The sequence below is a fragment of the Mycobacterium sp. 852002-51961_SCH5331710 genome, assembly GCF_001665535.1.
Classification (GTDB): domain Bacteria; phylum Actinomycetota; class Actinomycetes; order Mycobacteriales; family Mycobacteriaceae; genus Mycobacterium.
Genome location: NZ_LZSQ01000038.1, coordinates 1 through 15924, shown reverse-complemented (window position 1 = coordinate 15924; position 15924 = coordinate 1). Strand labels below are relative to the sequence as shown.

Annotated in this window: 15 protein-coding genes; 12 read left to right on the top strand and 3 right to left on the bottom strand. The window is 67.7% G+C overall.

The genetic code is table 11. The features are described 5' to 3' along the window. Positions 1-98 precede the first annotated feature (98 nt). On the bottom strand, positions 99-524 hold the full coding sequence (locus A5752_RS06380; protein WP_064421324.1) for a DUF5318 domain-containing protein: 426 nt from the start codon (positions 522-524) through the stop codon (positions 99-101). Between the two features lie 126 nt (positions 525-650). On the opposite strand from A5752_RS06380, the gene A5752_RS06375 reads away from it, so the two are divergent. The 10 genes from A5752_RS06375 (at position 651) to A5752_RS06330 (ending at position 9815) form a co-directional block, all read left to right on the top strand. Further along, entirely contained in the window at positions 651-1487 is an 837-nt protein-coding gene (locus A5752_RS06375) for a thioesterase family protein (RefSeq protein ID WP_067083500.1), read from the top strand. Positions 1488-1507: 20 nt separating this feature from the next. Further along, complete coding sequence (locus tag A5752_RS06370; RefSeq protein WP_067083431.1) at positions 1508-2362, top strand: DUF1707 SHOCT-like domain-containing protein; 855 nt, start codon at positions 1508-1510, stop codon at positions 2360-2362. 122 nt (positions 2363-2484) lie between these two features. Then, a complete protein-coding gene (locus A5752_RS06365) occupies positions 2485-3039 on the top strand; it encodes a PadR family transcriptional regulator (protein ID WP_064346166.1) in 555 nt (184 codons plus the stop codon). 47 nt (positions 3040-3086) lie between these two features. Continuing rightward, positions 3087-4163, top strand: coding sequence for an inositol-3-phosphate synthase (locus A5752_RS06360; protein WP_067083429.1), 1077 nt, complete (start codon positions 3087-3089; stop codon positions 4161-4163). 69 nt (positions 4164-4232) lie between these two features. Beyond that, the gene (locus tag A5752_RS06355) at positions 4233-5132 is read left to right on the top strand and encodes an Rv0045c family esterase (RefSeq protein ID WP_067083427.1); all 900 of its coding nucleotides are present in this window, start codon (positions 4233-4235) and stop codon (positions 5130-5132) included. Between the two features lie 63 nt (positions 5133-5195). Continuing rightward, a complete protein-coding gene (locus A5752_RS06350) occupies positions 5196-5996 on the top strand; it encodes an LLM class F420-dependent oxidoreductase (protein ID WP_067083426.1) in 801 nt (266 codons plus the stop codon). A gap of 52 nt (positions 5997-6048) precedes the next feature. Continuing rightward, a complete protein-coding gene (locus A5752_RS06345; protein WP_067083424.1) occupies positions 6049-6726 on the top strand; it encodes a GntR family transcriptional regulator in 678 nt (225 codons plus the stop codon). A gap of 105 nt (positions 6727-6831) precedes the next feature. Further along, entirely contained in the window at positions 6832-8556 is a 1725-nt protein-coding gene (locus A5752_RS06340; RefSeq protein ID WP_502686676.1) for an ABC transporter substrate-binding protein/permease, read from the top strand. Continuing rightward, on the top strand, positions 8556-9299 hold the full coding sequence (locus A5752_RS06335; RefSeq protein ID WP_067083423.1) for an amino acid ABC transporter ATP-binding protein: 744 nt from the start codon (positions 8556-8558) through the stop codon (positions 9297-9299). The genes A5752_RS06340 and A5752_RS06335 overlap by 1 nt, the downstream gene beginning before the upstream one ends. Positions 9300-9368: 69 nt before the next feature. After that, the gene (locus tag A5752_RS06330; protein WP_067083421.1) at positions 9369-9815 is read left to right on the top strand and encodes a MarR family winged helix-turn-helix transcriptional regulator; all 447 of its coding nucleotides are present in this window, start codon (positions 9369-9371) and stop codon (positions 9813-9815) included. Positions 9816-9820: 5 nt separating this feature from the next. Here A5752_RS06330 and ggh read toward each other — a convergent pair whose 3' ends face one another. Then, on the bottom strand, positions 9821-11161 hold the full coding sequence (gene ggh, locus A5752_RS06325) for a glucosylglycerate hydrolase (protein WP_067083496.1): 1341 nt from the start codon (positions 11159-11161) through the stop codon (positions 9821-9823). Between the two features lie 53 nt (positions 11162-11214). On the opposite strand from ggh, the gene A5752_RS06320 reads away from it, so the two are divergent. Further along, positions 11215-11883, top strand: a complete 669-nt coding sequence (locus A5752_RS06320; RefSeq protein WP_067083420.1) for an SDR family oxidoreductase — start codon at positions 11215-11217, stop codon at positions 11881-11883. A 54-nt stretch (positions 11884-11937) separates the two neighbouring features. Here A5752_RS06320 and leuS read toward each other — a convergent pair whose 3' ends face one another. Next, the gene (leuS, locus tag A5752_RS06315) at positions 11938-14781 is read right to left on the bottom strand and encodes a leucine--tRNA ligase (protein WP_067083418.1); all 2844 of its coding nucleotides are present in this window, start codon (positions 14779-14781) and stop codon (positions 11938-11940) included. Positions 14782-14957: 176 nt separating this feature from the next. On the opposite strand from leuS, the gene A5752_RS06310 reads away from it, so the two are divergent. Then, on the top strand, positions 14958-15924 hold a 967-nt coding region (locus tag A5752_RS06310; RefSeq protein ID WP_067083416.1), incomplete at its 3' end, for an LpqN/LpqT family lipoprotein.

Here is a 15924-nt window from a genome sequence, read left to right as displayed (position 1 = left end):
CACCCCCGCCCTGGGATTGCTTGGGTTTCGGCGCCCTCACGCCATCAGCCCCGTGTCCGGATCGGACATCGTTGACTGACCGGTCGTGGCGCCCTTCGCTATTCACTGGCCGTGCGCGCACGAGAGCGCGCGGTCCGAGTGCCGGGTGATCCCTTGGGGGGTGGGACCGCGCCGAGCACGTATGACTTCACCAGATGATTCCAGCTGCAGGTGCGGCATACCTCCACCACGTGTACTGAGAACTCGTCGTATCGGGACGCCAGCAGAACCAACTCCTCGGCCGTTCGCGCGGAACCCGATACCGGGCCAAGATGGTCACCGAATACCCACGACACCAGGGTGAGCTGTTCCTTGCGGCAGATCGGGCACGTCACCGAACTGGGTTTGCCGTGGAATTTGGCGGCGCGCAGCAGGTAGGGATTGGCGTCGCAGACCTCCGAGACACCGGTGCGTCCCGAATAGACCTCGGCCAGCAGGGACCGTCGCCGAAGTGCGTAGTCCACCACCTGTCGCTGCAATCGCACGATGACCAGAGTACGTCGGCGATGCGACTACCGGAGCGCGACGGCACGGTCACGCCCCTCTCTAAGGTGTTTGATCTGGACCGACGGCAGCGGCGATCGGCCGTGCGCAAACCTCAGGAGACTCCGATGCTGGACGGGCGCGACTTCGCCCTCGACGGTGGGCCCGCCGGTGAAGGCTCGAGCCGATTCACCCGCGAGCTTCCCGAACGGTGGTGCTTCGACGGCCGGGCCTTCGGCGGCTATACCTCCGCGCTCGCGCTCGCGGCGATGTTCGCGCACAGCGGCCGGCCGGCGGCGGCGTCGCTTTCGGTGACATTCGTCGACGCCGGTGCACCCGGGCCGCTCGAGCTCGAGGTCCGCAGCATCCGCGGCGGCCGCACCGCCGCGGCCGTCGAGGCGACCATCCGCCAGCGCGACCGCACGATCCTCATCGCGAGCAGCTGGTTCGCCGACGGCTGGCTGGGTCCGCCGTCGGTCGATGCACCCGTCCCCTTCGAGCGCTACATGAACCCGCTGCCGACGCCGGACGAGGCGCCCGCGCTGGACTGGATCGGCGAGGAGTACCCGTCGCTGCGGTTCGCCCACCGCCGCGGAGTGGACTATCCGGCCAGCCTCACCCGCTTCGCCGACCGCCGCCCGGAGGTCGCGCTGTGGGTGAGCGCCGACAGCGGCGACACCGAGGCGGACCCACTGCCCCACCCGCAGATCGCCGACGTGCTGCACGCCGACGCCCACCTCTTCGACGCACCAGGCAAGGTCAGCGGATTCGTCGACGCATGGCTGCTGAGCCTCGACCTCAGCCTGGTGTGGCAGCCCGGCGCGCACCTGGTGCCGTCCACCTCGTGGCGGCTGCTCGAGGCGCGTGGCTCGGTCGCCAGCGGAGGCGTCTCGGCTTACGGCTCGCTGCGCGGCCGTGACGGATCGCTACTGGCCGTGATGACTTCGCAGGGTCTCATCCGCTGAGTACTTCTACGATCATCGACGTGGCGACACGGCAAACATCGGGGACGCGGGCGAAGGACAGCGACCGCAACGACACCTGCCAGATCCTCGACAGCGCGCTGAGCGAAGGCCAGCTGTCGATGACCGAGCACGGTGAACGGGTCAAGGCGGCGACCACCGCCACCACGCTCGGGGAACTGCAGGCGCTGGTGGCCGACCTCCAGACCAACAACGCCCCGGTCCAGTTGCCCGCGCTGAAGAAGCCGCGGTCGCTGCCGATGGCGGGCAACGGCTGGGGGCTGCGCCTCGCGGTGGCCGGCGTGCTGGTGGTATTCGGCATCGCGATCGGCTGGGGCCTGTACGGCAACACCCCGTCACCGCTGAACTTCACCTCCGATCCGGGAGCCAAATCCGACGGCATCACGCCCGTGGTGCTCACGCCGCCCAAACAGTTGCACTCACTCGGCGGGCTGACGGGGCTCATCGAGCAGATGAAGCAGCGGTTCGGCGACACCAACGGCTACCGTCTCACCGTCTATCCGGACTACGCGTCGCTGACCCGGCCCGATCCCACCGAGGAACGCCGCGAGCTGAACTACACCTATCGCGGCGGCTGGGACGATCCCTCGTCGAGCTCCAAAACCAGCGACGCCGTCGAGGTGGACCTGAGCAAGTTCGACGCCAAGGCCGTCGTGGGCGTGCTGCGCGGGGCGCCCGAGACGCTCGGCATCAAACCCGACGAGGTCACGAGCACCTACCTGACCATCGATCCGAGCACCGACCCGACGACCCCCGGGGCCGTGGCGGTCGACATCTACGTCTCCAGCGACTTCGGCAGCGGATACATCGAGCTGGCCGGCGACGGCCGGGTCAAGCAGATCCACTACCCCGGCTGACGCCCGGGCGTTCGCCCGGCGGTCACCCGAAGTTCGCGCCGAATATATCGGCGCGATACTATGGTGCGAGGTGTCGGACCGCCGTAACGAACGATCTGCGATTTTGGAGGGGGGTGCCCACGGTGCTCGAACTGGCCATCCTGGGACTCCTGCTGGAATCGCCGATGCACGGCTACGAACTTCGCAAGCGATTGACGGGGTTGCTCGGCGCCTTCCGCGCATTTTCGTACGGATCGCTGTATCCGGCCTTACGGCGCATGCAGAACGACGGACTGATCGTCGAGGACGCGGCGCCGGACGGCACCCCGAAGATGCGTCGGGCCAGGCGCGTCTACCAGCTCACCGAGAAGGGCAAGCAGCGCTTCTCCGAGCTGGTGGCCGACACGGGCCCACAGAACTTCTCCGACGACGGATTCGGTGTCCATCTCGCCTTCTTCAACCGCACCCCGGCCGAGGCCCGGATGCGGATCTTGGAGGGGCGTCGTCGTCAGGTGGAGGAACGCCGCGAGGGTCTGCGTGAAGCCGTCGCGCGGGCTAGCAGCTCGATCGACCGCTACACCCGGCAGCTCCATCAGCTCGGGCTGGAGTCGAGCGAGCGCGAAGTTAAATGGCTCAACGAGTTGATAGCGGCGGAGCGTCTGAGCCAAGGGCGCTCAGACAACACAGTGCAGCCCTAGGCAGAACCGAACCAAGTACGACAGGGATTACGAAGGGAAGAGTCGTCATGTCATCCAACGGAGAGGTGCGGGTCGCGATTGTCGGCGTGGGCAACTGCGCGTCGTCGCTCGTACAGGGCGTGCAGTACTACCACGATGCCGACGAGACGGCGACCGTGCCCGGCCTGATGCATGTGCGCCTCGGCCCGTACCACGTGCGCGACGTCAAGTTCGTCGCCGCCTTCGACGTCGACGCCAAGAAGGTCGGCTTCGACCTGTCCGAGGCGATCTTCGCGTCGGAGAACAACACCATCAAGATCGCCGATGTGCCGCCGCTGAACGTCACCGTGCAGCGCGGCCCGACGCTCGACGGAATCGGCAAGTACTACGCCGACACCATCGAGGTCTCCGACTCCGATCCGGTCGATGTCGTCAAGGCCCTCAAGGAGGCCGCGGTCGACGTCCTGGTGTCCTACCTCCCGGTGGGTTCGGAGGAGGCCGACAAGTTCTACGCCCAGTGCGCGATCGACGCCGGGGTGGCGTTCGTCAACGCGCTGCCGGTGTTCATCGCATCCGACCCCGAGTGGGCGAAGAAGTTCACCGACGCCGGTGTCCCGATCGTCGGCGACGACATCAAGAGCCAGATCGGCGCGACGATCACGCACCGCGTGATGGCCAAGCTGTTCGAGGACCGCGGCGTGCAACTCGACCGCACCATGCAGCTCAATGTCGGCGGCAACATGGACTTCCTCAACATGCTCGAGCGTGAGCGGCTGGAGTCGAAGAAGATCTCCAAGACCCAGGCCGTGACCAGCAACCTGCAGCGCGAGTTCAAGACCAAGGACGTCCACATCGGCCCGTCCGACCACGTCGGCTGGCTCGACGACCGCAAGTGGGCCTACGTCCGGCTCGAGGGCCGCGCATTCGGCGATGTGCCGCTGAACCTGGAGTACAAGCTCGAGGTGTGGGATTCGCCGAACTCGGCCGGCGTCATCATCGACGCCGTGCGCGCGGCGAAGATCGCCAAGGATCGCGGCATCGGCGGTCCGGTCGAGGCGGCCTCGGCGTACCTGATGAAGAGCCCGCCCAAGCAGCTTCCGGACGACATCGCCCGGGCGCAGCTCGAGACCTTCATCGAGGGCTAACTCTCTAACCGCGAAATGTGGAGTCCCGCCGCTGGGGCTCCACATTTCGCGTTTTGTAGGGTTTTTCCCGTGAGCGAGATATCCGCAGACGACGAACTGGCAGCGCTCGACGAGTTCATCTTCCTCGAGGAGAACGCGCGGCAGGCCGGGGTCGAGGCGGTGCCGCGCGCCGAGCGCATCGACTCCGGGCCCATCAGCGCGCTGAAGTTCGGCGCGGCGTCGCCGCGGGTGGTGTTCCTGCACGGCGGCGGTCAGAACGCGCACACCTGGGACACCGTGATAGTCGGCCTCGGTGAACCGGCGCTCGCCGTCGACCTGCCCGGACACGGCCGATCGGCGTGGCGTGAGGACGGCGACTACGGGCCGAAGGGCAACGCCGTCGCGATCGAACCCGTCGTGCGTTCACTGGCTCCGCAGGCCGATCTCGTCGTCGGAATGTCGTTGGGCGGGCTGACCGCGTTGCGCCTGGCCGTGGAGGCGCCGGACCTGGTGCGACGGCTGGTGCTCGTCGACGTGACGCCGTCGGCGCCCGAGCGACACACCGAGATGACCGACGCCCAGAAGGGCACGGTCGCCCTGGTGCAGGGTGACCGCATCTTCCCCTCGTTCGACGCGATGCTGCAGAAGACGGTCGCCGCGGCGCCACACCGCGATCGGGAGTCGTTGCGGCGCGGGGTGTTCCACAATGCCCGCCGACTCGAGGATGGCACGTGGACTTGGCGCTATGACGAGATGCGCAAGGGTGAGGGGTTCGAGGGGCTGTGGGACGACGTCCCCCGGTTGGAAGTGACGACGACGTTGGTGCGCGGCGCCAACTCGTTCTTCGTCAACGACGATGATGCGGCCGAGTTCGCCCGTCGCGCACCGGGATTCAAGGATGTACAGATCGTCGAGGACTCCGGCCACTCGGTGCAGAGCGATCAACCGCGCAAGTTGATCGAGATCCTGCGATCGGTGCTCGCCGAGTAGGCGAATCCGCCCGAGGTTTCGCGAACGGGAATATCCCGGCGTGATCTGGGTTACAGATACGTCGTGAGCTACCCAATCCGCATCGGCGTGCAACTGCAGCCGCAACATTCCCCGAAGTACAGCCCTATCCGCGACGCGGTCCGACGGTGTGAGGACCTCGGCGTCGACGTCGCCTTCAACTGGGACCACTTCTTTCCCCTCTACGGCGATCCCGACGGCGCCCACTACGAATGCTGGACCATGCTCGGCGCCTGGGCCGAGCAGACGTCGCGCATCGAGATCGGTGCATTGGTCACCTGCAACTCGTACCGCAATCCCGAGCTGCTGGCCGACATGGCGCGCACCGTCGACCACATCAGCGACGGCCGCCTGATCCTGGGCATCGGTTCGGGTTGGAAGCAGAAGGATTACGACGAGTACGGCTACGAGTTCGGCACCGCAGGTAGCCGGCTCGACGACCTGGCCGCGGCCATGCCCCGCATCACATCGCGGTTTGCCAAGCTCAATCCGCAACCCACCCGCGACATCCCCGTACTGATCGGCGGCGGCGGTGAGAAGAAGACCCTGCGCCTGGTCGCGGAGTACGGCGACATCTGGCACAGCTTCTCCGACAGCAGCGAATACCCGCGCAAGGCCGAGGTTTTGGCCGGACACTGCGCCGACGTGGGTCGCGACCCGCAGGCCATCGAACGCTCGGCCGGCGTGTCGGGCAAGACGGCCGAGGCCCTGATCGACGAGGCCGAGGCGCTGGCCTCACTCGGGGTCACGATGCTGACCGTGGGGGTCAACGGACCCGACTACGACCTGTCCGAGGCCGAGGCTTTGGTGCGGTGGCGCGACCGCCGCCGAAATGAAGGCGGCTGAAGCGGCGTAACCCCTCCCGGTGGGGCGTGGTTAGTGAGAGACTGTCGCCGCCATGCCCAAGAAGTATGGGGTCAAGGAAAAAGACCTTGTGGTCGCGCACGTCGTGAACCTGGTCCTGACCGGCAAACTGCGGTCGGGCGATCGGATCGACCGCAACGAGATCGCACAGGAACTCGGGTTGTCGCGCGTGCCGATTCAAGAGGCCGTCGTGCAGATGGAACACGACGGCATCTTGTCCACCCGGTACCACCGCGGCGCCTTCGTCGAGCGATTCGACGAAGCGTTTGTGCTCGAACACCACGAACTGCACGGCTTCCTGACCGGCATGGCGTCCGCGCGCGCCGCCGCCGATCCGGGGCACCGCGCCGTGGGCCGACTCGGCGCGTTGACCGACACCTTGCGCAGTACCCGTGACTCACGCGCCTTCTATGACGCGGCCTGGCAGTACCGCACCGTGATCACCGACGAGTACGCGGGCCCGCGGCTGACGGCCCTGATCCGGTCGGTGCAGGCGTTCACACCTCGGGCGTTCTGGGTTCAGTACCTCAGCGACCACGACGAGATGCTGCCGTACTACGAGGACGAGACCGCCGCGATCGGCCGCGGCGACGAGGAGGCCGCACGCACCGCGTGTGTGTCCCGCAGCGAGACGATGGGCCGCATCATGGTGAACGAGCTGGTGCGACGGGGAGTGCTGCGCGGCGCGGGCGCCTCATCGGTGGCGTTCTGATCGAGCCCAAGTCGGCGTGACCGCGCCGTTGCCGGTTACGTTGCACAGATGACCCCGTTCGTGCGGCTCTGCAGAACTTCCGCCGTTGTGCTCGTGGCGGTGCTGATGATCGGCGTCAGCCTGGCCGGACCCGCGCACGCCAACGTCGACCAGTGCGCACCACCCGGTGTCGAAAGCGCCAGCGCGCTGCCGACCAATCTTGCCGCAGCGGCGACCGGCCCCGAGCAAGACCGCTACACCACCCCGGGCGTCGAACCTCTGTCTGCGATCAACGTCGACGCACTGGGGTTGATCCAGCCCGGCACCCTGACCGTCGGCACCCTGTCGGATGCGCCGCCGAGCATCTGCATCAACTCCGCCGGGCAGTTCACCGGATTCGACAACGAGGTGCTGCGCGCTGTCGCCGACAAACTGGGCCTGCGGATCAACTTCGTCGGCACCGAGTTCTCCGGCCTGCTGGCTCAGGTCGCGGCGCGACGCTTCGACGTCGGGTCCTCGTCGATCACCACCACCGAGCCGCGGCGCCGCACGGTCGGTTTCACCAACGGCTATGACTTCGGCTACTTTTCGCTCGTCGTGCCCACCGGATCGCCGATCACCGGCTTCGACAAGCTGGGCCCGGGGCAGCGCATCGGCGTGGTGCAGGGCACCGTGCAGGAGTCCTACGTCATCGACACCTTGGGCCTGCAGCCGGTCAAATACCCCGACTACAACACCGTCTACGCGAGCCTGAAAACACGGCAGATCGATGCGTGGGTGGCGCCGTCGCAGCAGGCGTCGGGCACCGTGCAGCCCGGCGACCCGGCCGAGATCATCGAGAACACGTTCAGCTTGGACAATTTCGTAGCCTGGGCGGTGGCCAAGGAGAACCGGCCGCTGATCGACGCGCTGAACTCCGGGCTGGACGCGGTGATCGCCGACGGCACCTGGGCGCGGCTGTACTCGGAGTGGGTACCCCGCGCATTGCCGCCCGGATGGAAGCCGGGTTCGAAAGCCGCTCCCCCGCCACAGCTGCCGGACTTCAACGCGATCGCCGCCGAGAACCAACAGGCGCCGTCCGGACCGGCGGCCCCGAAATCGGCGCTGTCGCAACTGAAGGACGCGTTCCTCAACTGGGACCTGTACCGCCAGGCCATTCCGGATCTGCTCAAGACCGGGCTGCCGAACACGCTGATCCTGACCGTCAGCGCCGCCGTCATCGGACTGGTGCTTGGCATGCTGCTGGCGGTCGCGGGGATCTCCCGGCACCGCTGGCTGCGCTGGCCCGCACGGGTGTACACCGATATCTTCCGCGGCCTGCCCGAGGTGGTCATCATCCTGCTGATCGGTCTCGGGGTCGGCCCGGTCGTGGGCGGTCTGACCGGAAACAACCCCTACCCGCTGGGCATTGCGGCGCTCGGGTTGATGGCCGCGGCGTACGTCGGTGAGATCTTCCGGTCCGGCATCCAGAGCGTCGAGCCGGGTCAGCTGGAAGCCTCACGCGCACTGGGCTTCTCGTACACCTCGTCGATGCGGCTGGTCGTGGTTCCACAGGGTGTGCGGCGGGTGCTGCCGGCGCTGATGAACCAGTTCATCTCACTGCTGAAGGCCTCGTCGCTGGTGTACTTCCTGGGTCTGGTGGCCAACCAGCGTGAGCTGTTCCAGGTCGGGCGCGACCTCAACGCCCAGACCGGCAACCTGTCGCCGCTGGTGGCCGCGGGCTTGTTCTACCTGCTGTTGACCGTGCCGCTGACGCATCTGGTCAATTACATCGACAACCGGCTGCGCCGCGGGCGTAAACCCTCCGAGGAGGACCCGCTTCCGGTGGCCGCGTCCCAGGAGATGATCTGATGAGCGCGACCAGTTTTGATCCGGTGTCGTTGAGCGCCAGCGACATCCATCTCGCGTTCGGTCCGAACCCGGTGTTGCAGGGAGTGGACATCGACGTGCCCGCGGGCACCACGACGGCGGTGATCGGGCCGTCCGGGTCGGGGAAGTCCACGCTGTTGCGAACGCTGAACCGGCTGTACGAACCCGACCGCGGCGACATCCTGCTCGACGGTCGTTCGGTGCTCGGCGACAACCCCGACCAGTTGCGTCAGCGCATCGGGATGGTCTTCCAGAGTTTCAACCTGTTCCCGCACCGCAGCGTGCTGGACAACGTGACCCTCGCCCCGCGCAAGCTCAAACGGCTCAGCGCCGACGAGGCCCGCGAGCTCGGACTGGCGCAACTGGACCGCGTCGGCCTGCGCAACAAGGCCGACGTGCGGCCGACGACGCTGTCGGGCGGACAGCAGCAGCGGGTGGCCATCGCGCGGGCCTTGGCGATGGCGCCGCAGGTGATGTTCTTCGACGAGGCGACGTCGGCGCTCGACCCCGAGTTGGTCAAGGGCATCCTCGCGCTGATCGCCGACCTCGGGGCCGACGGGATGACGATGGTCGTGGTGACTCACGAGATGGGCTTCGCCCGGTCGACGTCGGACGCGGTGGTGTTCATGGACTACGGCAAGGTGGTCGAGGCCGGTCCGCCGGAGCAGATCTTCGAGGCGGCCGAGACCGAACGCCTGCACCGGTTCCTGTCGCAGGTGCTCTGACGCACGAGTTTGAACTAACGCGTCCGTCACGCATCGTGGCACCGGATGACAGGTTAGACTGCCGAAATTATGGCGGAAGTCGTCGAACCGCAGGTCGCGGAGCTGTCAGGAGAACTGCAGCGGGTTCTCTCCCGGGTCTTCTCCGTCCTGCGGCGCAGCGACACCAGCCGCAATGACGCCGGTGACCTCACACTGGCCCAGCTGTCGATCCTGCTGACCCTGCTGGAGCAGGGCCCGATGCGGATGACCGATCTGGCCGCCCACGAACGCGTGCGCACGCCCACGACGACCGTTGCGATCCGCCGGCTGGAGAAGCTGGGCCTGGTCAAACGCTCCCGCGACCCGTCTGACCTGCGTGCGGTGCTCGTCGACATCACGCCGGAGGGCCGCGCCCAGCACCAGGAGGCCCTCGAGGTGCGGCGCGCGCATCTGGCCAGCCTGTTGGCGAAGCTCAGCCCGGAAGACCTCGAGACGCTGACCAAGGCCATCGACCCGCTCGAGCGGTTGGCCGAGTAGCCCCTTCACCCCAGCCAGTCCAGGACCGCGGCCGCGGTCCACGACTGCTGCATGCTGCCCAGCGGCTCGCCGGTGAACGGTTCGTAGTACTCGGCGAAGGTGCCGTCGCTGACCTGGCGCAGACCTTCCTGGCGCAGCAGACGGGCGCGTTCGGCCCAGCCGCGGCGTGCGAAGCACCAGGAGAACAGCCACGTCATCACCGGCCACACGGGTCCGCGCCAGTACTCGCGCGGCCGGAAGTCCCGCGACACCGGAGACGTCGATGGGATGCTGGCGTACTTCAGGTCCGGATGCGTGCAGAACCGCGGGCCCTCGAGGAGTTTCACCAGGGCGCGTTCCTTGTCGTGCGGTAGCCCGCCGCACAGCAGCGGGGCGAACTGCGCGACGGTCTCGGTGGCCACCCGCTTGCCGGTCCTGAGGTCGAAATCTCTTGCGGCACCCGATCTCTCGTCGGTGGCGTCGATGACTCCCTCGCGGAACCGCTTGCCCCACGCGTAGAGGTCGCGGACGTCGGCGCGCGGTCGGCCGTAGTCTTCGCCGATCTCGGCCAGCACGTCGCAGGCCACCGCGAGGATCGCCGAGACGAACACGTCCTCGACCGCGAAACTCATGACCTTGGCCAGCAATTCGTCGTCGTAGCGCGCCGACTTCATCTCCTCGAGCAGCCACAGGTAGCGGTCGTACTCGAGGTCGGAGGGGCGCTGGGTGGCGTCGGTGACGATCGTGTTGTCCTCGCGCTGGTATTCGGGGACATTGCCCGGAATCACGTTGGCGTAGGCGCTGTCCCAACGCGGCGAGTTGTCCATGCCGGACTCCCAGCCGTGATACAGCGTGACCCGGCCGTGCTCCTTGGGGTCGCGGGCCTCGGCGAGCCAGCGGTGCCAGCGGACCAGGTCGGACCAGCGCCGGTCGAGGAACGCCTCGGCGACGGCGCGGGTGGACCGGCCCCGGGTGCGGGCGTGATCGAGGATGCGTTGCACGGCGATCGCGTGCACCGGCGGCTGGGTGATACCGGAGGTGTGCCGGTTGCGCGGTGCATGCGCGGCGAGCGCGGACGTGGCCCAGCGCGCTGGGCCGGGGAAGTAGCCGTCCACGCCGTTGGCGAAGACGATGTGCGGGATCATCCCGTTGGTCCACTGCGCCGAGAGCAGCGTGTCGAGTTCGACGACGGCGCGCTCGACGCTCAGCGGGGCCAGCCCGATCGCCACGAACGCCGCATCCCAGCTCCACATGTGCGGGTACAGCAGCGGGGCGGCCGTGGTCATCGTGCCCAGGTCATTGCCCCGCAGCAGGTACGCGGCGCGGGCCGCGAGCTGGGTGGGGGCGAAGCTGTGGTCGATGGGCATCGTGTCCATGATGCGACGGTTCGCCGCGAAACGCAGGTCGGTAGGGTTTCGACATGCCGACCGCGATGATCACGGGTGCCTCGCGAGGGCTCGGTACGGCGATTGCCCGCGCGCTCGCCGACAGTCACACGTTGTTCCTGGCGGGGCGACCGTCGGCCGCGCTCGACGAGGTGGCCGCGGAGTTCGGTGCGACGACGTGGCCTATCGACCTGTCCGATGTGTCGGGGATCGAGGCCGCGGTTGAGCCGATCGTCGAGCTGGATGTGCTGATCCACAACGCGGGTGTGGCGTTCCCGGGCCGGGTCGCCGAGTCGAGCGTCGACGAGTGGCGCGCCACCATGGACGTCAATGTCATTGGGGCGGTGGCACTTACGCTCGCGCTGCTGCCGGCGTTGCGGGCCGCGCGCGGACACGTGCTGTTCGTCAACTCGGGGTCGGGTATCAACGCCTCGCCGGGTCTTGCCTCGTATTCGGCGAGCAAGTTCGCGTTGCGGTCGTTCGCCGACTCGCTGCGCAACGACGAACCGGCGCTGCGGGTGACGTCGGTGCATCCGGGTCGGATCGCCACCGCGATGCAGGAGGGGCTGGTCGCCTACGAGGGCGGCGAATACGACCCGTCGCGGTTCCTGCGCCCGGAAAGCGTGGCGAAGGTCATCGCCGACGCGGTGCACACGCCGCAGGACGCCCATCTGCACGAGGTCGTGGTCCGCCCCCGCAAGTAGCTCCCGCCGTTTGTGAATCCGGCGACGGTTCGGGCGCTCTGAGCGTCGTCAGATTCACACGACGATGTTGACCAGGCGGCCCGCCACCACGATGACCTTCTTCGGTGTCGCACCGTTGATGAACGCCTGCACCTTCTCGTCGGCCAGCGCGGCCGCCTCGAGCGTCTCGGCGTCCGCGTCCGCCGCGACCGTCACCCGTCCGCGCACTTTCCCGTTCACCTGCACGGGGTATTCGACGGTGTCCTCGACGAGGTACTGCGGGTCGGCCACGGGGAACGGCCCGTGCGCCAGCGGCTGGTCGTGGCCCAGTCGTCGCCACAGCTCCTCGGCCAGATGCGGGGCGAGCGGCGCGACCATCAACACCAGCGGCTCCAACGCCGCACGCGCGGTCACGCCCTGTTTGGTCAGGTGGTTCGTGTACTCGATGAGTTTGGCCGCCGCGGTGTTGTTGCGCAGGTTCCTGTAATCGTCGGACACGCCGGCGATGGTGCGGTGCAACAACTTCAGCGTCTGGTCGTCGATGGCCTCGTGTTCGACGACGCGAGTGTCGCCGGTCTCCTCGTCGACGACCAGCCGCCACACCCGCTGCAGGAACCGGTGTGCGCCGACGACGTCCTTGGTGGCCCACGGCCGCGACGCCTCCAGCGGGCCCATCGACATCTCGTACACCCGCAGGGTGTCGGCGCCGTAGTTGTCGCAGATCTCGTCCGGCGACACAGAGTTCTTCAGGCTCTTGCCGATCTTGCCGAACTCCTGGAACACCTCGATCTCACCGTCGGGACCGTCCCAGTAGAACTTCCCTTCCCGCTCAACGACTTCCGCTGCGGGGACGTACGCACCGCGCGAGTCGGTGTACGCGAACGCCTGGATGTAGCCCTGGTTCACCAGCCTGCGGTACGGCTCGAGGGAGGTGACGTGCCCGAGGTCGTGCAGCACCTTGTGCCAGAACCGGCAGTACAGCAGGTGCAACACCGCGTGCTCGACGCCGCCGACATAGAGGTCGACACCGCCCGGGTCCTGCGCGCCGTGTTCGTCCGGACGCGGCCCCATCCAATAGGCCTCGTTCTCCTTGGCGCACATCTCGTTCGGGTTGTGCGGGTCGGTGTAGCGCAGCTCGTACCACGAGCTCGCGGCCCACTGCGGCATGACGTTGGTGTCGCGGGTGTAGGGCTTGAGCCCGTCGCCGAGGTCCAGCTCCACGTTCACCCACGACGTGGCCTTGCCCAGCGGCGGTGACGGTTCACTGTCGGCGTCGTCGGGATCGAACAGCACCGGCGAGTAGTCGGGAACGTCGGGCAGCTCGACCGGCAGCGCCGACTCGGGCAGCGGATGCGCGCGGCCGTCGGCGTCGTAGACGATGGGGAACGGTTCCCCCCAATACCGTTGCCGCGCGAAAAGCCAGTCCCGCAGCTTGTATTCGACGCGCGGTTGGGCGCGGCCCGCTTCCGCCAGACGCGACGTGATCGCCTCCTTGGCCGAGGCGATGCTCAACCCGTTGAGGAAGTCGGAGTTCACGATCTCGCCGTCGCCGGTGTACGCGGCTTCCGAGATATCGCCGCCGGCAACGACTTCCACGATGGGCAGGCCGAACTCGTTGGCGAACTCCCAGTCACGCTGATCGTGTCCGGGCACCGCCATGATGGCCCCGGTGCCGTACCCCAGCAGCACATAGTCGGCGATGAACACCGGGACCCGTTGTCCGTTCGCTGGATTCGTCGCGTACGCGCCGACGAACACGCCGGTCTTGGTCTTGTTCTCCTGACGCTCCAGGTCCGACTTCGCCGCGATCGCCGAACGGTAGGCGGCCACTGCCTCGGCCGGCGTCGCCGCGCCGTACGTCCAGCGCTCGTCGACATCGGCGGGCCACGCATCGGCCACCAGCCTGTCGACGAGTTCGTGCTCGGGCGCCAGCACCATGTACGTCGCGCCGAACAGCGTGTCCGGCCGGGTGGTGAACACCTCGATGTCGCCGGCGTCGGTGTCGAACAGGACCGCCGCACCGGTCGAGCGGCCGATCCAGTTGCGCTGCATGGTCTTGACCTTCTCCGGCCAATCCAGCAGTTCGAGATCGTCCAGCAGGCGGTCGGAGTATTCGGTGATGCGCATCATCCACTGCCGCAACCTTTTCCGGAACACCGGGAAATTGCCGCGTTCGCTGCGCCCGTCGGAGGTGACCTCCTCGTTGGCCAGCACGGTGCCCAACCCCGGGCACCAGTTCACCAGCGAGTCGGCCCGGTAGACCAACCGGTAGGAGTCGATGACGTCGGCGCGCTCGGACGTCGAGAGCTCCGACCAGGCCCGGCCGTCGTCGAGTGCTCGGGTCCCGGTTTCGAACTGCTCGATCAGCTCCGCGATCGGCCGGGCCTTCTGCGCGTCCCGGTCGAACCACGCGTTGTAGATCTGCAGAAAGATCCACTGCGTCCACTTGTAGTAATCGACGTCGGTGGTGGCGAAGCTGCGTCGAGGGTCGTGCCCGAAGCCCAGCCGCCCCAGCTGACGCTTGAAGTTGACGATATTGGCCTCGGTCCGGATGCGCGGATGCGTCCCGGTCTGGATGGCGTACTGTTCCGCAGGCAGCCCGAACGCGTCAAACCCCAAGGCGTGCAACACGTTGCGCCCGGTCATCCGGAAGTACCTGGCGTAGACGTCGGTCGCGATGTAACCCAGCGGGTGCCCGACGTGCAGGCCCTCGCCCGAGGGGTACGGGAACATGTCCTGGACGAACATCTTGTCGGCGGGCACCGGCGAACCGTCGGTCGGCGCCAGCGACCCCACGGGGTTCGGCACGTTGAAAGTCCCCGCGTCGGCCCACCGCTGCTGCCAGGTGCGCTCGATCTGCCCGGCCAGCTCCGCGGTGTAACGGTGCTGCGGGGTGTCTGTGGTCGGCGCTTCTGTCACGTGAACAGGGTATAAGCACGCCTATCCGCGGTTCTCCGGCCACGGGTCGGTCTCGGTTCCATTGCGGGGAAGTCAGAACACGGTTGCAGGTCGATTCCGACGGTGGTGGCCGTGGTTCGCCGGTGGATACAGTCAGCGCCTGACCCTCCCCGTGCTGTTCGGAAGGACCGACGCAGATGATCGAGATCGCCCCTCGCTGGCGGATTCTGGCCGCAGGTGTGGCCGCCGCCACCGCCGGCGTCCTCGGCTTCGCGGGCACGACCGCATCGGCCGAACCTCTCGCTCCGCAACCGCCGCAACCAGCGCCCGCCACGGTCACGCAGACCGTCACCGTCGCGCCGAACGCACAGCCCCTCACCCAGCAGGGTGTGAGTTCCGCCACCGCTCCGGCCGGTATCGCGGCGCCGGCGCAGGCGGGTGTCGCAGCGCCCGCACCGGCCGCCGCCGCAGGAATACCGGCCGGCACCGCCGCCGGGGCTCCCGCCGGCACCGTTGCGGGGGCGCCCGCAGCCGCATCGCCTGGTCTGGTCGCCCCACCCGTCCCCGCGCCGCCGGTCGCGACGATCACGCCCGCCACCTCGGGCACCCTCACCGAGTTCTTCGCCGACAAGGGCGTGCAGCTCGAGCCGCAGAACAGCCGCGACTTCAAGGCCCTCAACATCGTGCTTCCGATGCCACGCGGCTGGGCGCACGTCCCCGACCCGAACGTGCCCGACGCGTTCGCCGTCATCGCGGACCGGGTCGGCGGCAACGGGCTGTACACCTCCAACGCCCAAGTCGTGGTGTACAAGCTCGTCGGGGACTTCGACCCCAAAGAGGCGATCAGCCACGGCTTCATCGACAGCCAGAAGCTGCCCGCCTGGCGCAGCACCGACGCATCGCTCGCCGACTTCGGCGGTATGCCGTCGGCGCTGATCGAGGGCACCTACCGCGAGAACAACATGACGCTGAACACCTCGCGGCGCCACGTCATCGCCACCGCAGGGCCGGACAAGTACCTGGTGTCGCTGGCCGTCACCACCAGCGTCGACCAGGTGGTCCCCGCCGCCGAGGCCACCGACGCGATCGTCAACGGTTTCCGGGTCACCGTGCCCGGGGCACCCAGTGCGGCTCCTCCCGCCGCACCCTGTCTCTTATACACAT